This window comes from Paenibacillus sp. B46(2026) (assembly GCF_056786355.1).
This window is the reverse complement of the sequence record NZ_CM165907.1, coordinates 2,438,131-2,455,230: the sequence shown is the minus strand read 5'-3', so window position 1 is coordinate 2,455,230 and position 17,100 is coordinate 2,438,131. Positions and strand designations below refer to the sequence as shown.

Sequence of the window (17,100 nt, the reverse complement as noted above, 5' to 3'; positions counted from 1 at the left end):
CACTAAAATTGATTCACATATATACTAATCCGCTGATTCGTCATCCGGTTCATCCACCGGCTCCTGATGATCACACGATGTACACTGCAATCGTGTTCCCTTTTTGTTCCGTTTTTCAATCATTAAAGATCCGCAACTTGGACATGGTTTGGCTGAAGGTCTGTCCCATGAGACAAAATCACATTCAGGATATTTGTCACACCCGTAGAAAACACGTCCTTTTTTGCTGCGACGTTCAACAACATGACCTTCCTTACACTTCGGACAAGTTACGCCGATATCCTTGATAATCGGTTTGGTATTCCGGCAATCAGGGAAGCCAGAGCACGCAAGAAACTTGCCAAAACGTCCGAGTTTATAAACAAGCGGTTTGCCGCACTTCTCACAGATCTCATCTGATACTTCGTCTTCAATCTCGATTTCTTTCATTTCTTCTTCCGCAAACTCAAGCCGTTTCTCAAAAGATTCGTAGAATTCTGCGAGTACTTTTACCCAATCCTCGGAACCTTCCTCCACATGGTCAAGATCACCTTCCATGTTCGCGGTAAACTCCACATTCAGGATTTCCGGGAAAAACTCTTCCATCTGTTCGATGACCAGTTCACCCAGCTCGGTCGGCATGAATTTCTTTTCCTCAATTGCAACATATCCGCGCTTCTGAATAGTCTCCAGCGTTGGCGCATATGTACTCGGACGCCCTATACCCAGTTCCTCAAGTGTCTTAACCAGCCTAGCCTCCGTATATCGTGGTGGCGGTTGGGTAAAATGTTGTTTCGGCTCAATCTCCTGCTTCTCAAGCACATCTCCACTTTTCAGCGGAGGCAGCAGACGATCTTCTTCGGTTGTACCATCGTCGTTTCCTTCAACGTACACCTTCATGAAACCTTGAAACCGCACCTTCGAACCTGCTGCACGGAAAATCGTGTCCCCCGCAGCAATATCTACAGAGAGCGTATCGAGGATAGCCGAAGACATCTGGCTCGCTATAAAACGTTCCCAAACCAGTTTATACAACCGGAACTGATCGCGACTCATGAATGATTTGATTGAATCAGGATCACGCAGGATTGATGTTGGACGAATTGCTTCATGCGCATCCTGAGCATTAGCTGCTTTTTTGGAATAGTTTCGCGGTGTCTCAGGTGCAAATGTTTCCCCGTACTTGCCTACAATATATTCTTTGGCTTCTTCTTGTGCAGATGCCGCAATTCGTGTGGAGTCTGTACGCATATACGTGATGAGACCTACTGTGCCTTCTTTTCCAAGGTCTACGCCTTCATACAGCTGTTGTGCGACCGACATCGTCTTGGAAGCTCTAAAATTCAATTTACGTGCTGCTTCCTGTTGCAAAGAACTCGTCGTAAACGGGGCGGAAGGGTTCCGACTCCGTTCCTTCTCTTTGACTTCCTTGATCGTAAAGTCTGCACCTTCGATCTGTTTCAGGATCGCTTGCACTTCCGCTTCACTGCCCAGCTCTGTTTTGGCACCGTTCAATTTATGAAACTTGGCTTCAAACGGATTGCCGTCTGCTGTCAGTTTGGCGGTAATGCTCCAGTATTCTTCCGGCTCAAAATCATCAATTTCATTTTCACGATCTAAAATGATTTTGACAGCCACGGACTGAACACGACCAGCGGACAAGCCTTTTTTAACTTTTTTCCATAATAATGGACTAATCTTATATCCAACGAGCCGATCCAGAATACGTCTTGCCTGCTGCGCGTTGACCAAATCCATATTGATTTTCCGCGGCGTTTTGAACGCATCTTTGACCGCCTGTTTTGTAATTTCATTAAATACCACCCGGCAATCTGCCGTCTCGTCCAATTCAAGGGCATGGGCCAAATGCCATGCGATAGCCTCGCCTTCGCGATCCGGGTCAGCTGCGAGATACACTTTTTTCACTTTCTTTCGTGCATCCTTCAGTTCTTTCAAAATTGAACCTTTGCCGCGGATCGTAATATATTTCGGATTAAAATCATTCTCCACCTCAACGCCGATCTGACTCTTTGGCAAATCGCGAACATGTCCCATCGAAGCTTTCACGATGAACTTGCTGCCTAAATATTTGCCTATCGTCTTCGCCTTTGAGGGCGACTCCACGATTACGAGTGCATCCGCCATAGGTTCATCCTCCTCTCAGTCATGAAACTGTTTCTGTAAGCTTATGCATAGTTAATAACTTCTGCTAATTATATATTTCCACACACTGCGTAGGTTGCAGCATCGTCATACCCTCGCGTATTTAGTGCCTGGTAATTGGCTAATCTGCTTTTTTATGATTAAAGATAACAGAACTGAATGCAAATGTCCAAAATCCCAACCAAGCAGCTCAACCAGTTGATCCAATGACTGCTCTCCCTGTTCCAACAGATAAATCACGTGTTGTTCATCTGGAGAGAGCTTCACCTCAGCGAATATCCCTCGCCCGGAAGGTTCAGGTGTTTCTGTCGAACGTCCTCTATTGTAAGGAAGTTGTTCTGCATTTGGCAAGCCCAAACGATACTCTTCCAAAATGTCTGCTACACAAGTCACCAATTTGGCACCTTGACGGATAAGGTTGTGTGCTCCCCGACTCTTCGGCGATGTAATAGGTCCAGGGACTGCAAATACATCCCTTCCTGCTTCAAGCGCAGCATCTGCTGTAATGAGTGAACCACTGCGAATGTCAGCTTCTACGACCAATGTTCCCAACGTTAGGCCGGCAATAATTCGATTCCGTTCCGGAAATAGTCCTTGACGGGCACGCGTACCGGGTGGATATTCCGATAAAAGCAAACCCGTCTCAGCGATTCGCTCGGCAAGGCTAGTATTTTCGGGTGGATATATATTATCGATCCCTGTTCCGAATACAGCAATGGTTTTTCCTTTGGCACGTAATACTGCCTCATGACATACGCTATCAATACCTCGGGCAAGCCCACTTACGATCGTCAGTCCTGCACTGCATAATTGCTCTGCCAGCTTCTCTCCAACTTTGCGCCCATACACGGTCGGCATACGAGTTCCCACCATTGCAATAGACGAGTTGTGTAACAAACTAACATCCCCGCGAGCATACATTACCCAGGGAGGCTGAACGGTTTCCTTCATTAATATGGGATAATTCTGATCCAGATAAGTAATAACCTCTATCCCCTGATTGTAAACGTGTTCTCTTTTACTCTCTATCCAGTCGATAGTAAATTGACTAGTCAAACGTGCAGCTTGATCTTTGCGCAAGCCTGCTGCGACCCAGTCGCTTTCCCCATAATTCAAGAGATCGGGTAATTCATGTTGTCCCAGAATCAGTTTCGAGATTGTTTTCTTGCCAATGCCCTCCATCTCATGCAACCCAAACAAGATCCATCTTTCTTCCATACCATATGCCTCCCAGAGCGGGAAGAGATCTTCCCTCATATTGTGTGTTATGTGATCACGGAATGCAAGCGTTTGCGCAGATGAGAAGCAATTTCTCTCCCTTTTCACGTTAAAAAAACGCAAAAAAGCAACCCTTCGCCCTGTTCAAGGACAAAAGGTTGCTTACCTTTTCCGTAACCATAATAGTCGGTCTACCAGAAATAAATCATTTCCGAGCCGTTTCTTCTATTATAACGAAAAAGAATTAATGTGTCGTGCACAAATTCAAAATACCACGCTCTTCAAGTACACTCACCAAAGTCGAGCCCATCTCAGCAGGCGTTGGTGCTACTTTGATCCCACATGATTCCAGCTTCGCAATTTTCTCTTTGGCTGTACCTTTACCGCCAGAGATAATAGCGCCAGCATGGCCCATCCGTTTGCCTGGAGGTGCTGTAACGCCACCGATAAAGCCAACAACCGGTTTGGTCATGTTCTCACGTACCCAATCTGCAGCATCCTCTTCAGCAGTACCACCGATCTCACCAATCATAATGACCGCATGAGTCTGTGGGTCTTCATTGAACCGTTTCAGGATATCAATGAATTCGGAGCCTTTTACAGGGTCTCCCCCGATTCCAACTGCAGAAGATTGTCCAATGCCACGCGTCGTCAGTTGATGAACGGCTTCATAGGTAAGTGTTCCACTACGGGAAACAACGCCCACATGCCCTGCCATATGGATATAACCAGGCATAATACCGATTTTACATTCGCCTGGTGTAATGACACCTGGACAGTTCGGTCCGATCAGGACGGTATCTTTACCTTCCATGAAGCGGTCAACCTTGATCATGTCAAGAACCGGAATACCTTCTGTAATACAGATTACGAGGTCCAGCTCTGCGTCAACAGCTTCCATAATGGAATCTGCTGCAAATGCCGGAGGAACGTAAATGACGCTCGCTGTTGCGCCTGTAGCTTCCTTCGCTTCCTGCACAGTGTTGAACACTGGCAGACTGGCTACTGTACCGTCTTCCAGCGTAATATCCACATTGGTTCCGCCTTTACCCGGTGTAACTCCGCCTACCATCTGGGTTCCGTAGTCCAATGCGCCCTTCGTGTGGAACATTCCCGTTGAACCCGTAATGCCTTGCGTAATGACTTTTGTATTTTTATCAATCAAAATACTCACGTTGCTTCACATCCTTACGGTTATTTTTCAGTTCCCGGACAGCTCCGGTACCAAGGAATGAACTTATTTTACGAGGGCAACAATTTTCTGTGCACCATCGGCCATGGAATCGGCAGGAACGATATTCAGGCCAGATTCACCCAAAATACGTTTACCAAGTTCCACGTTAGTTCCTTCAAGACGAACAACCAGTGGTTTGGTCAGACCAAGCTGCTTCGCTGCTTCAACAACACCGTTGGCGATAACATCACAGCGCATAATGCCACCGAAAATGTTAACAAAGATCCCGGCTACTTTAGCATCAGACAAAATGATCTTAAATGCTTCAGTCACCTTCTCTGTTGTTGCACCGCCCCCAACGTCAAGGAAGTTGGCGGGGTCTCCACCGTAGTATTTGATAATGTCCATCGTTGCCATCGCAAGTCCCGCACCATTGACCATACAGCCGATGTTGCCATCAAGTGCTATGTAGCTGAGGTCGTATTTGGAAGCTTCGATTTCTTTTTCATCCTCTTCATCCAGGTCACGCAGTTCCAAAATGTCTTTGTGACGGAACAGGGCGTTGGAGTCAAAGTTCAACTTCGCGTCCAATGCGATAACGTTTCCATCTCCGGTAACAACGAGAGGATTGATCTCGGCAATGGAGCAATCTTTTTCGACAAAAGCTGTGTACAACGCGAGCATGAACTTAACAGCTTTGTTCACAAGTTCATTAGGAATCTTAATGCTGTAAGCCAGTTTACGCGCCTGGAACACTTGCAACCCAATAGCAGGGTCAATGATTTCTTTGAAAATTTTCTCAGGTGTAGCTTCAGCTACTTCTTCAATCTCAGTACCACCTTCTTCGGAAGCCATCATAACGACACGACCTGTGGCACGGTCCACAACAACACCCACATAATACTCTTTGCGGATATCGCATCCTTCTTCAATCAGAAGACGTTTCACTTCTTTACCTTCTGGTCCAGTCTGGTGTGTCACCAATACTTTACCGAGAATTTCGGAAGCATAGGCACGAACTTCATCTGTGCTCTTCGCCACTTTTACGCCGCCGGCTTTACCCCGGCCACCTGCGTGAATTTGCGCTTTAACTACAGTCACCGGACTGCCCAGTGCCTCTGCGGCCGCAACCGCTTCATCGACTGTATAAGCAACCTTTCCATTGGGAACGGTAACTCCATACTGTTTCAGTACTTCTTTTCCTTGATATTCATGGATATTCATTCTCGAATCCTCCTATCAACATGACTGCAACAAGGCGGGTTGGTAGACTAACAAAAGACAAATGTTGACTATTTTCACTTAAACCCAATTCATTGTAACACGTTTTTAAAACGCTTTCCTTAAAAAATTAATGGTTAATAGACAGTATTTTGATATGAGTATGATCCCATATTGTGAATGTTTGGGTATATATGGAAAAACCTCAGCTAAAAGCCAAGGTTTCCACGATGCAAAACTACATTATTATTTTTTGGCTGCGTTAGTGTTAGTTTCGTGGACTTTTTTCAGTAATCCCTTGAACTGACCCAGCAAAGCTTCAAACTCGGTGCTATTCAAACACGCGTCTCCCTGGATGGATGCAGGTATGGACAATGCCTTATTTCGCAGCTCACGACCGGAATCGGTTAGTGTAATTAATACTTTTCGTTCATCCTGAGCCGAGCGTTCGCGATTAATATGTCCTGCTGACTGCAAACGTTTGAGAAGTGGTGTCAATGTTCCCGAATCGAGGTATAGTGCCTCCCCGATCTCCTTAACCGTGCATTCTTCACGTTCCCACAACACCATAAGAACCAGATACTGTGAATACGTTACGCCGAGCACCTCCAGATAGGGCTGGTACATCTTCGTAATCTCACGTGAACAAGCATATATGGCAAAGCATAATTGGTTATCCAGCTTCAAACTGTCAGTCTGCATATGTCTTTCTCACCTGCCTATTGTGCATTCTATTCCTTATAACACAGGAACTATAGATCTATATTATCACAAAATAGAAAAAAAACAGAATAATTGAGCACAAATGATTTTACCTTTCCATCTAATTGTGTTAAATTAGATTGTATACAATTCATTTTGGTGCGGATGGACATTACCACTTACTTAGGATGCAATAGCAATAATCAAAAGATCCATCGAATAGATTTACGGTTTCACATGTCAAAATCTCTTAACCATAATGCAAGTTTATACGATGCCATTCTCACAAAAGTTACTTAACTGATTTCTTTTTAAAATAAAAATTCAGGGATCATACATAATTACTACAGCGATAATGACAGGTTGACTGCATGATTCCTTTTATATAAAATGCTTAGTAGAAGCTGAGGAAGCACCTTAATTCGTAGACTGGCCCGTATTATGCGGAGTCAAGAATCGAGTGAGGTGTTTCTTTGTTATGTACGGGAAATTGCACAGTGCGTGTTTGTATGGAATTGATGGCGTTCTAATCGAGGTGGAAACTGATCTATCCAATGGCCTGCCACAGACGTCTATCATCGGGTTACCGGATTCAGCCATTCGTGAGGCTGTAGAACGTGTTCGTGCTGCTATTAAAAACTGTGGATATCAGTATCCTTTACAGCGGATTACAATCAACCTGGCCCCCGCTGATCTGCGCAAGGAAGGCTCTTCCTTTGATCTCGCCATTGCTATTGGATTACTTATGACAAGCGGCCAACTTGTACTTCCTCCCCACGAACGGACATTAGTGGTTGGCGAGCTGGCATTGGACGGTTCGATCAGGTCAGTGCCAGGTATTTTATCCATGGTGGATCTGGCCAAGAAACAAGGCTTTACGTCCGTGCTCCTTCCTTTGGTTAACGTGGAGGAAGCGTCTCTGATTCGAGGTATTCAGGTATTTGGTGTTCGTCATTTACAGGATCTCGCGCCGGAAAATTCAGATCAATCTACAAGTTCGGTTGGAATACCAAAAAATACAGCCAATGCCGGGCCGGTTGTATTAAAAAATTATGCTCACCTCGCTGCTCCTACAATAGATAAGACACAGAGTATGCAGGATAAAAGGGCGAGACAGACTCCATTATTTACGGATGACTATAGTGATGTTCTCGGGCAGCACCATGTAAAACGCGCGCTTATGATTGCTGCAGCAGGCATGCATAATATATTGCTCGTTGGACCGCCAGGCACGGGCAAAACGATGTTAATCAAACGTCTGCCTACCATCCTTCCGCCTTTGTCAGAAGATGAAGCACTGGAAGTAACCAAAGTATTAAGTGCTGCAGGCAAGTTAAAAGAAGCGCCTCAAGGCCTGATTGCAGACAGACCTTTTCGCTCCCCTCACCACACGATATCCACCTCTGGTCTGATTGGAGGCGGCGGTATCCCGAAACCGGGTGAAGTGAGTCTTGCTCACCGAGGCATACTCTTTCTGGATGAATTACCTGAGTTCCAGCGCCAAGTGCTGGAGGTATTAAGACAGCCATTAGAGGATCGCACAGTGACGATTAGCCGGGCGCGGGCCGCATTCACCTTCCCCGCCCAGTTCATGCTGGCATGTTCCATGAATCCCTGTCCCTGCGGGTATCTTTCTGCTCATTCAGAGGAGCAGCGCTGCATATGCAGTCCCGCTCGTGTTGCAGCGTATCGAGCCAAAATTTCAGGACCATTGCTGGACCGTATCGACCTTCAGGTTGAGGTTCCTCCGCCAGGGGAGTGGCGCAAGTCAGCTGCTTCCCCTTCCTCTGCGGAAATGCAAACAAAAGTCATCCACGCTCATCAAATTCAGGCTGCACGTTATGCTCAAAGTCCGGTCCGTTGGAATAGCCAGCTTTCGGGCACGCTTTTGCGACGTACAATCCAACTCCCTCAAGAGGCAGAGCAGCTGTTACAGCAAACACTGCAAACGTTAAACCTGAGCATGCGTGCACATGATCGCATTATCAAGATGGCACAGACGATTGCCGATCTGGATCATGATGGTGAAATTGTGACAGCTCATGTGGCTGAAGCCATTCAGTATCGTCAACTGGATCTTAATTTATTTTGAAGCTTGTAGAGGAAGAACAGCCCAGCTTGCCGAAAGGCAGTGAAATACTCTCGAACCTGTAGACATCAGAGGAAAATCGAGAAGGATGTAAGGATATCTCATGCAGATTCTACAATACAGAGCCCACATGGCAAAAAAACGTACAAGCCCCTCTCTTCTGTGAAGAAAGGTACTTGTACGTAGATTTTCCTGAAATATATAGAGCTCGTGTGTAGCTGCGTTTTACCATATTATATTATTCGAAAAGAGTGAGTTTGTCCTTCGCTGGTGTACGTTCTTTGGCTGAAGGAATAACATCAGGGTATCCCATATAAATCATGCCTACAATCTTCTCACCCGCCTCTATTCCAAGAGGTTTGCGGAATTTGGGAGCGTACAAGAATGGCTTGGTCACCCAGAACGTACCAATGTCTTCACTCCAGGCTGCAAGCATAAAGTTCTGAACCAACGCACTTACCGCAGCGAAGTCTTCGTCCCATATATTCTGTCTTGGATCTTCCTCCAGAACAACAAGCATAACGGATGGAACTTGCAAAATATTGGCTGAGAATTTGTTGTCTTCTCCCATTTCTGCATCAATAGCCTCAGTCAGTTTCTTCCGCCCATTCCCGGTAAACAACAAAAATCTCCAAGGTTGGCGCAATTTATGGTTAGGAGCCCAGACTGCCGTATCCAGCAACTCTATAATCTGCTGTGTAGGAACAGCTTCTTTTTTGAATTTTTTCACCGTGCGACGATTTTGAATCGCATTTCTGACTTCATTCGTTGTTTTCGTAGCTTTACTCATCGGCCGTACCTCCCTGGTTATAAAATCATTTGCAACCGCAACAGTGATTCGCGGCCTAGTACAATGTGTTGGTAATAAATCAAAAGACACAACGATAAGATTACATTCTTGATTATACACTCTTCTGTTCAGAAGATTCAAAGACAGGGTAATTGCTGATACCACTTCAGTCGTATGCATATAGGAAAAAACGACTCCTAATCCTGATTCACCAAGGGCGATCATCCAGTCGGAGCCGTCTAATTAAATTATTATCTTATAAAATACAGGATATCACATCAATAATGAATCAATATGAACCTGCTCCTTCAGATGTACCTTTAACAAAGTCCATTTTATTGTACTTCTCCTGGTTACCTGCAACATCTGTACTAAAGTATTCAACTAACTTGACATCAGGGGCATAAAACTTGACGGGCCCTTCATAGTTCTTCCATTCTCCCCCGTTGATTCAGCGCTGAGAGTTCTGTTCTTCGTAGATACACGCTTGATAAAATAATTGCCCTGAGCATCTGTTGTTGTCGAATCTCCGACAGTAACTTTAGCTCCACTTACTGGATTGCCCGCCTCATCTACAACTTTCTCCCGCACGTGTGCCGCTTCTGTCAAAACAACATCCACTTTTAAGGTCTCTCCCTACAATTGCAGAAGGTTCATATAGATTGAAATTAACAAGTATCTGTTCCCCTGACAAATAGTAGGTATTACGGTACCTATGTGTCATATAGCCATCTGTCTTCACACTTTTTTCAGTCTCTTCCCCTGGATATCTAAGGGAATACTTGATTGTTGCATCCTGGACAGGAAACCGCCGGGGTAGACAGATCGGCTGCATAAGAAATTCCGGAATATATTTTAATTTTCAACGTTCTTATTTTATTACTGATGATACAATTTACACCTTATAATTTCTGAAATAAAACGATTTTATTATGTCGCTCTTTCCATAGTTTGGTCATTTCTTTAAAGTGAAAAAAAGCCACAGTTCCTGTCTAGAGAGGAACTATGGCTTTAGATATTGACTGTTTACCAAACAAAAATGGGTCTATGATAAGACATAATAAACTTGTACTTTGAGAAAAACTATAGAATATATCAGGAACTTATAAAAGATACATTTCGTAACTTTTATTAGCGCAATAAATTTTAGTGCAAATCTTAAAAAGCATTGACAATGTGATTCACTGAGACAACATCACCTGTTTGATTAAGCATCACGGCGATTACATCAAAACGGATCTGAAGATCCGTCTCTCCCGTCATTTGCAAATACACGGATGAGGTTGAACGTACCTGCTGCATTTTACGCATATCGACCGATTCCTGAGGTGTACCGTACTGAGCGGCTCCACTTCGGCTTCTTACTTCTACAAAGACAATCAGGCCCTCACGGGAAGCAATGATGTCAATCTCACCGCTACGGCAACGCCAGTTCTGTCTAATGATCCGATAATCATTCTCTCGTAGCCAACGACAGGCAGCCTCTTCACCTAATCGACCTTTCTGCTGTCGTGTGAGCTTCATTCCAGGTTCCTGGCCAACTCTACGTTCTACCATGACTCATCTTCCCCACGTCCCGAAGCCAGTCGATCTGCACGGTAGACATACGTTAGAACCTCTGCTACCAGTTGATACAGTTCTGCCGGAATCTGTTCATCCAGATCCAACTTGGAGAGCACTTCCACAAGAGCTGCATCCTCCTGAACAGCTACTCCGTTCTCCTTGGCTTTATCCAGAATGGCTTCTGCCACTTTGCCACGGCCTTTGGCTACAACAACGGGTGCTTCGCTCTCTCCAGGGACATATTTTAGGGCAACCGCCTTTTTGGAAAGCAGGTCCGGTTGTGACGACTCGTCTTTCATACCTTCAAGTCCACCCCTTTGTATCGTTCAGGACTATAGTCCGAGGCCCTCGTTTTTCGTTCCGCGCCCGCTTCCTGCCCCACAGGCCACGGTTCCGCCTTGAAGGTCAGCAGTTGATAACCCAGCTTGTCCAATGCCTGATGGATGACCTCTCGTCCGCTCTCCAGGAGCGGCCCCATCCCTTCGCGATCATTCAAGACACGCAGACTGACAATGTTGTTAACCACATGTACATCAACCAGCGTAGGTCCGAGACTTTTCATGTCGAGATCAAACCACAGACGGCAATTGGATGCATCCAGCTCCCCGCGTTGACCCCGGCGTGACTGAATCTGAACGGAAGCTGTTTCTTCCCCGTCCGGTCCGGTGATTGGAATAAACCAGTGCATCTGTGCAAACGTAGCACTGCGATCGGTCGTTAACAATAACTGCTGACCTGTCAGATATTGCACCGCTTGTCCGGCGGCATCCTTCAGTGCCGCCGGTGCACCTTCGCTGCTGGCAAGTTGCAGCAGCAAACCCTTCAGCGTGTCCGCATTCGCCGGACTCGCCACATCTCCCACGCGCGGCTGCGCAGCCGCGCCGTGAACGGCCTGCTGCTCGTGCTCCGCACCGAGCAGCTTCAGCACGCGCCCCACCCACGGGTCTCCCTCGTGGGTGACAGGCGCGGGCACTGCCGCAGCTCCCGCAGGTGCTGCGGCACTACCACCAGCCGGCGGCGCATCAGCGCCGGCTGGCAACGGCTGCGGCACGCCTCCGGCAGGGGCGGTCTGTGCTGCCGCACCAGGCTGTGCCGGTGCGGCAGTGGACGCGCTGCGCAGGGCGTCCAGCAGCGCCAGCAGCTTGGGCGCCAGCTGCGCTGCCGTAGGCGCTGCTGGCGCCGCCTGGCCTGCTGCGGACGGAGTCCCCGCAGCAGCAGGCGTTTCAGCGCGGCCATCAGTCCGCCCGGCCGCGCCTGCTTCAGGCTGGCCTGCATTTACACGGCCAGCCACAGATTCTGCAGCCGCCCCTGATGTACCCGGGCGGCTCCCGGCTTGCCCCGCGTCAGTTCCGCGTGGGCTCTCTCCAGGTATTCCCGTTCCGGACGGAATACCCGCGCCCCCTTTGCCAGCCGTTTCAACGTTGCTGGCAACTGCCTTGGTCCCGGCTTCAGCATTTACTGTGCCTCCGTCGGTCTGCAGGTTTCCTTTCACAGTAGTACCTGCATGCTCTGCCCCGCCATCCGTCATGGATATAGATCCTGCCAATGCCGCTTGTCCTTGTTGCGTTGACAAAGCAGGTGTTCCGGTTCCAGTCACCTGACGACCATTACCTGATGCAGCCAATCCTTCTTCCGTCTGTGATGCATTCGGTACTACAGGTGCACCAGCCATGACTGCTGGTTTCAACGTAGCAGATTGTTCTCCAGACAATACCGGTTTACCTGTTGTTTGAGTAAGCATCGTTTCCAACTGATCAGCCAACCCGCTTAACAACTGGTGCAGAGGGGGGCCAAACACCGTCTGGTGTAATCCTTTTACTGTTTCCGCCGTAACCGGAAGACCACGCTGAAAAGCAATCCCTGTCGCCTGCACCCATTCTTCCACAGGGACCTGTGCAGGTTTGGCAGTCATCATATTCTGGACCATAGCCACATTATCCTTCGTGAGCGGCAAACCGCTACGCTGCATGGCAAGTAACAGTTCCCGGTTCCCTTTTGTATCCGGCAGTCCTACATCCTTAAGCAGGTTGTTCAGCGAAGCTTGTGGCAGCTCAGCAAGTGTTCCCGACATAGGTTTCATTACCGTTATGCCATTTTCACCTGGAGGTTGCACTTGAAGCAACGTGGTCTCACCTGGACGGAGTGGAGTCTCCAACTTGGCGCGCACCTGCACACCTTGAATCTGCAGAACTGCTTCTCCCCCATCATCGGATACACTAACGACGGAGCCACGAACCACCTGACCTTCCTTTAATTCAAGCGGTTTGGCATTGCCGGGCTTACTATCTCCCATTAACCCCTTTATCATGGAACCGATATTCAAATCTCTCCCCCTCCTTCCTTCAAACCTGTGTTAAAACAAAGATTGCTGCTCTCCAAGCAGGTTGCCCAGAAAACTGCGTCGATGCATCGGGGTTGCCCCCAATGCCATAATTTGCTCCCGATGAACTTTTGTTGCATATCCTTTATGTATCGACAGACCATATTCCGGATATAACGTATCCCATTCTTCCTTACAGAGTCGATCTCGCGTTACCTTGGCAATAATAGATGCCGCTGCGATTGATTGACTATTAGCGTCACCTTTAATGATGGACAGTTGAGGTACATTCACATCCACCTTCTCAGCATCCACCAGCATATAATCAGGAGTTTCTCCCAATGCTTCAACAGCTCGTTTCATCGCGAGTCTCGCAGCCTGCTTGATGTTAAGCCGATCAATTGTCTCTGCATCCGCGTACCCGATACCTACCGCCAGAGCTTTTTCCATAATGACGTCATATAGTGCATCACGTTTTTTCTCCGTTAATTTCTTGGAGTCATTCACACCTTCCAGGATGAGATCCTTCGGTAAAATAACCGCCGCTGCGACAACATCCCCAAACAAACAGCCCCGTCCTACCTCATCAATACCAGCAATACGTTCAAATCCACTTTCCCAATACTCCCGCTCATAGAGCAACAGATCTCGAGGTTCACTGGCTTCTTTTTTCTTCTTTGTTCCAATCGGGGTATCCAGTAGATTAAACCCGATCTCTTCATTATTTTCAACCATAACACTCATCTCCTCTACCCACGCTTTTTCAGCATGCGTATCACTTACAACTTTTTATAATATAGACGTAGATCCTCTGTCTTTTGTTCTGTACAACCTGTCTCTCTCAGCAAAACTTTTCCTTGAGGTTTACAATATAAAGATAGTGATGTCTTCATTTATCGGTATTTGATGGTTTAAATTGAATATATCAGACCTCGTCTAATTTAAATTGCACCACCATTTATCATAGCACGATTTAGATGCACCTGATATATAGGTCAGCCAATTCCATAAAGCGTACTGTTCTTCAATCCTCTTCCATTTTATCGTTTTCGACGCATATTCCAGCTCTACTTCCGCGTTTGTATACACAAAAAAACGACCGCTCCCGGTAATCCGGTAACGGCCGCTTCTTTCGGCACTTGTATATATGAAATGAACAGATAAAGATAATGATCTTCATCGTGTAGAGTCCATTTTTTTAATAGGGAGCTTCCATAGAAAAACGTCCCATTTTACCCGCTCGCAGTTCACGCAAAAATGCTCGTGATGCCTTTTCCAGATCAATGCGTCCACCGCTTACCACACAACCACGGATACGGCCGACTTGTTCCATAATCGCAATAACACTGTCTGAATCATCTGCATCCTTGGAGAACTCCTGAAGTCCGTACCTCTCTTCCAGAGCGTCCCAGTAATAACGCATCAGGTAACTGATTCCAAAAAAGGCGATATCCTCTGCATTCAGAATTTCCTCTTTGATTGCACCAGTTACGGCAAGACGATAACCTACATTTTGATCTTCGAACTTGGGCCAAAGGATACCCGGAGTATCCAATAGCTCCATTTCTTTGCCTACCTTAATCCACTGTTGCCCCTTCGTCACACCAGGACGATCTCCTGTTAACGCAATACTCCGTCCAGCCAGTCGGTTAATCAGTGTTGATTTACCTACATTGGGAATCCCTACGATCAACCCGCGAACCGCACGAGGATTAATCCCTTTAGCAATTTGACGGTCAATTTTTTCTTTAAGAAGAAGCTTGGCCTGCACGGGAATATCTTTAACATTGGTTCCCGTCGAAGCATCTACAGGAAAAGCGGTAATTCCTTCTTTTTTGAAATATTCAATCCATTCTTGCGTCACTTTAGCATCTGCCAAATCCGATTTGTTCAACAAAATCATCCGGGGTTTATCCAGCAATATTTCGTCAATCATCGGATTACGGCTGGAGACAGGCAGACGGGCATCCAATAGTTCGATGACCACGTCGATGAGCTTTAACTTATCCTGAATCTGGCGTCTGGCTCGAGTCATATGACCTGGAAACCATTGTATCGTCACCTTGTCTTCACCTCATTATTTACTTCAATTTCAGTGGTTGATCCACTTAATCTCACCGATCGGCCAGAAAATAACATCTGCACGACCAATAATATCTTTTAACGAAACATAACCGATCATACGGCTGTCTGTACTATTTGGACGATTGTCTCCCATGACAAACACATGACCTGCCGGCACTTTGCCATCAGGGAACTGCTCATTCGGGAAATCCTTCACGTTATATGTTCCACCATTCGCTTCCGCTGCATCAATGGCTCCTTGGATATACGTTTCATCGACTTTCTTGCCGTTAACCATCACCGTATCATCCTGCACCTCAACCGTATCACCTTCTACAGCGATAACACGTTTGATGAAATCCCGACCTTCGGATGGTACGTGGAAGACGATAACTTCACCGCGCTTCGGTTCTCTGATATCATATAGGATTTCGTTGACGATCACACGTTCACCCGTTTCAAAGTTCGGCTGCATGGACGGTCCGTCCACAACAAATGGTTTGAAGAGCAACCACCGAATCAGAATGACGAGAACTAATGCGATAACGATGGCTTTAAGCCATTCAACAATCTCATTTTTAGCTTTTTTGGATCGACTGTCTTTCTCTTCGGCAGGATTGCCCCGGTCCTGTTGAACTTCTTGTTCCATTCAAGATCTTCCTCTCTTCACAGTACATGTTTATAGCAGTACACACATCCAGCATTCTGCATCGTTCCACATACTCATTGGATAGATACAAAATATTCACATCAGTTATGTAATCTTACACCAAGCATTACAGTACATTTAATCCACAATTCAAATGCCTTCAAGAGGTTGTTCAAAAAGTCCGCTTTTGATTACGAAGGATGCCTAGTGGCATCATCAGCATCGTATATGGAATTCAGCCGAAATGTCCGTTGCTCACGTAGTTCCCTACGCTCCGCTACTCCATTTCTAGCTTCATCCCATCTCCTCGGTACTGAAAACCGGTCTTTTTGAACACGCACTTCAATAACTGATTTCACAAGCCTCCCGGACTATTCGCCGCATGTGTTGCCATACCATTTTACTCGGAAGTGTACCTCCGGTTCAACTTTTCCCGGACAAAAACGAAAAGGGCTTGTCTCCAAGCCCTTCCCGGTATCCGTTATATTAACGAATTTCTTTAATTCTCGCTGCTTTACCGCGTAGTTCACGAAGATAATAAAGCTTCGCACGACGCACTTTACCACGGCGAGCCACTTCGATTCTATCGATTTTTGGGGAATGAAGCGGGAAAGCTCTTTCCACACCTACACCGTAAGAAATTTTACGAACTGTAAAAGTCTCACTGATTCCACCACCACGGCGTTTAATCACAACACCTTCGAACAATTGGATACGCTCACGAGTTCCCTCGATTACCTTAACGTGCACTTTCAAAGTGTCACCAGGACGAAAACTCGGAATATCCTTACGAAGTTGTTCTTGTGTAATCGCTTGAACGATATTCATCTATGACTCCCTCCTTCCGTACAGGCGTTCATACTTCTTCCAGAGATCACCTTGTCTCCTTCATTATCCATAGAGGACCGCCGTATTCCACATAACAGAATTATTGTATCACGCAGCATATCAAAACACAAGAGAAATTATATAAAATGCCTATTGTTCAATCAACAGCTCCGAAACTCATCCATCCCATGTTGACTTCATTTTAAAATACATTCTCCCATATGGACCGTTAACCAACGCTCTCATCTGCAAGTCAACCTGATACAGGAAAAAATACTGTAACCTCCCGTTAAGAAATATCGTCTATGATATAACTTATTGACCACTTTAAAGGAGAACC

General features: G+C 46.4%; 15 protein-coding genes. 1 reads left to right on the top strand and 14 read right to left on the bottom strand.

Going from position 1 to position 17,100, the window contains the following annotated elements; all coding sequences use genetic code 11:
• Positions 1-24: 24 nt before the first annotated feature.
• The 5 genes from topA to AC1S8V_RS11190 all read right to left on the bottom strand — a co-directional run bounded on the left by topA (position 25) and on the right by AC1S8V_RS11190 (position 6,457).
• On the bottom strand, positions 25-2,124 hold the full coding sequence (topA, locus tag AC1S8V_RS11210) for a type I DNA topoisomerase (protein ID WP_482073654.1): 2,100 nt from the start codon (positions 2,122-2,124) through the stop codon (positions 25-27).
• Positions 2,125-2,229: 105 nt separating this feature from the next.
• Positions 2,230-3,360, bottom strand: coding sequence for a DNA-processing protein DprA (gene dprA, locus AC1S8V_RS11205; protein ID WP_482073653.1), 1,131 nt, complete (start codon positions 3,358-3,360; stop codon positions 2,230-2,232).
• Positions 3,361-3,604: 244 nt separating this feature from the next.
• Positions 3,605-4,534 carry a succinate--CoA ligase subunit alpha gene (sucD, locus tag AC1S8V_RS11200; RefSeq protein WP_074094556.1) on the bottom strand — a complete coding sequence of 310 codons (930 nt, stop codon included), beginning with the start codon at positions 4,532-4,534 and terminating at the stop codon, positions 3,605-3,607.
• Positions 4,535-4,597: 63 nt separating this feature from the next.
• Positions 4,598-5,758 (bottom strand): ADP-forming succinate--CoA ligase subunit beta, encoded by a 1,161-nt coding sequence (sucC, locus tag AC1S8V_RS11195; protein ID WP_036609384.1) that lies wholly within the window; start codon positions 5,756-5,758, stop codon positions 4,598-4,600.
• Between the two features lie 243 nt (positions 5,759-6,001).
• Entirely contained in the window at positions 6,002-6,457 is a 456-nt protein-coding gene (locus tag AC1S8V_RS11190) for a MarR family winged helix-turn-helix transcriptional regulator (RefSeq protein WP_482073652.1), read from the bottom strand.
• Positions 6,458-6,935: 478 nt separating this feature from the next.
• On the opposite strand from AC1S8V_RS11190, the gene AC1S8V_RS11185 reads away from it, so the two are divergent.
• The gene (locus AC1S8V_RS11185; protein ID WP_482073651.1) at positions 6,936-8,549 is read left to right on the top strand and encodes a YifB family Mg chelatase-like AAA ATPase; all 1,614 of its coding nucleotides are present in this window, start codon (positions 6,936-6,938) and stop codon (positions 8,547-8,549) included.
• Positions 8,550-8,784: 235 nt separating this feature from the next.
• Here AC1S8V_RS11185 and AC1S8V_RS11180 read toward each other — a convergent pair whose 3' ends face one another.
• From AC1S8V_RS11180 to rplS, 9 genes are all read right to left on the bottom strand, one after another.
• The gene (locus AC1S8V_RS11180) at positions 8,785-9,336 is read right to left on the bottom strand and encodes a nitroreductase family protein (RefSeq protein ID WP_482073650.1); all 552 of its coding nucleotides are present in this window, start codon (positions 9,334-9,336) and stop codon (positions 8,785-8,787) included.
• A gap of 384 nt (positions 9,337-9,720) precedes the next feature.
• Entirely contained in the window at positions 9,721-9,927 is a 207-nt protein-coding gene (locus AC1S8V_RS11175) for a carboxypeptidase-like regulatory domain-containing protein (RefSeq protein ID WP_482074458.1), read from the bottom strand.
• 567 nt (positions 9,928-10,494) lie between these two features.
• On the bottom strand, positions 10,495-10,893 hold the full coding sequence (locus AC1S8V_RS11170) for a YraN family protein (RefSeq protein ID WP_482073649.1): 399 nt from the start codon (positions 10,891-10,893) through the stop codon (positions 10,495-10,497).
• Positions 10,887-11,198 carry an EscU/YscU/HrcU family type III secretion system export apparatus switch protein gene (locus tag AC1S8V_RS11165; RefSeq protein WP_336764998.1) on the bottom strand — a complete coding sequence of 104 codons (312 nt, stop codon included), beginning with the start codon at positions 11,196-11,198 and terminating at the stop codon, positions 10,887-10,889. The genes AC1S8V_RS11170 and AC1S8V_RS11165 overlap by 7 nt, the downstream gene beginning before the upstream one ends.
• Positions 11,195-13,192: a DNA ligase gene (locus tag AC1S8V_RS11160; protein ID WP_482073648.1), complete on the bottom strand. Its 1,998-nt coding sequence runs from the start codon at positions 13,190-13,192 to the stop codon at positions 11,195-11,197. Before AC1S8V_RS11160 ends, AC1S8V_RS11165 begins: the two co-directional genes overlap by 4 nt.
• Before the next feature lie 60 nt (positions 13,193-13,252).
• Positions 13,253-13,954 carry a ribonuclease HII gene (gene rnhB, locus AC1S8V_RS11155; protein WP_482073647.1) on the bottom strand — a complete coding sequence of 234 codons (702 nt, stop codon included), beginning with the start codon at positions 13,952-13,954 and terminating at the stop codon, positions 13,253-13,255.
• A gap of 463 nt (positions 13,955-14,417) precedes the next feature.
• On the bottom strand, positions 14,418-15,281 hold the full coding sequence (ylqF, locus tag AC1S8V_RS11150) for a ribosome biogenesis GTPase YlqF (protein WP_036670353.1): 864 nt from the start codon (positions 15,279-15,281) through the stop codon (positions 14,418-14,420).
• A 30-nt stretch (positions 15,282-15,311) separates the two neighbouring features.
• Entirely contained in the window at positions 15,312-15,932 is a 621-nt protein-coding gene (gene lepB, locus AC1S8V_RS11145; protein ID WP_336765000.1) for a signal peptidase I, read from the bottom strand.
• Positions 15,933-16,418: 486 nt separating this feature from the next.
• Positions 16,419-16,760, bottom strand: a complete 342-nt coding sequence (gene rplS, locus AC1S8V_RS11140) for a 50S ribosomal protein L19 (protein WP_024630190.1) — start codon at positions 16,758-16,760, stop codon at positions 16,419-16,421.
• Between the last annotated feature and the right edge of the window lie 340 nt (positions 16,761-17,100).

Excerpts from the sequence above, each read along its gene's own strand:
- AC1S8V_RS11190 (WP_482073652.1), bottom strand. The coding sequence starts at position 6,457 with ATGCAGACTGACAGTTTGAAGCTGGATAACCAATTATGCTTTGCCATA.
- AC1S8V_RS11170 (WP_482073649.1), bottom strand. The coding sequence starts at position 10,893 with ATGGTAGAACGTAGAGTTGGCCAGGAACCTGGAATGAAGCTCACACGA.
- lepB (WP_336765000.1), bottom strand. The coding sequence starts at position 15,932 with ATGGAACAAGAAGTTCAACAGGACCGGGGCAATCCTGCCGAAGAGAAA.
- rnhB (WP_482073647.1), bottom strand. The coding sequence starts at position 13,954 with ATGGTTGAAAATAATGAAGAGATCGGGTTTAATCTACTGGATACCCCG.
- dprA (WP_482073653.1), bottom strand. The coding sequence starts at position 3,360 with ATGGAAGAAAGATGGATCTTGTTTGGGTTGCATGAGATGGAGGGCATT.
- sucC (WP_036609384.1), bottom strand. The coding sequence starts at position 5,758 with ATGAATATCCATGAATATCAAGGAAAAGAAGTACTGAAACAGTATGGA.
- AC1S8V_RS11160 (WP_482073648.1), bottom strand. The coding sequence starts at position 13,192 with ATGGGAGATAGTAAGCCCGGCAATGCCAAACCGCTTGAATTAAAGGAA.
- topA (WP_482073654.1), bottom strand. The coding sequence starts at position 2,124 with ATGGCGGATGCACTCGTAATCGTGGAGTCGCCCTCAAAGGCGAAGACG.
- AC1S8V_RS11180 (WP_482073650.1), bottom strand. The coding sequence starts at position 9,336 with ATGAGTAAAGCTACGAAAACAACGAATGAAGTCAGAAATGCGATTCAA.
- rplS (WP_024630190.1), bottom strand. The coding sequence starts at position 16,760 with ATGAATATCGTTCAAGCGATTACACAAGAACAACTTCGTAAGGATATT.
- AC1S8V_RS11165 (WP_336764998.1), bottom strand. The coding sequence starts at position 11,198 with ATGAAAGACGAGTCGTCACAACCGGACCTGCTTTCCAAAAAGGCGGTT.
- AC1S8V_RS11185 (WP_482073651.1), top strand. The coding sequence starts at position 6,936 with ATGTACGGGAAATTGCACAGTGCGTGTTTGTATGGAATTGATGGCGTT.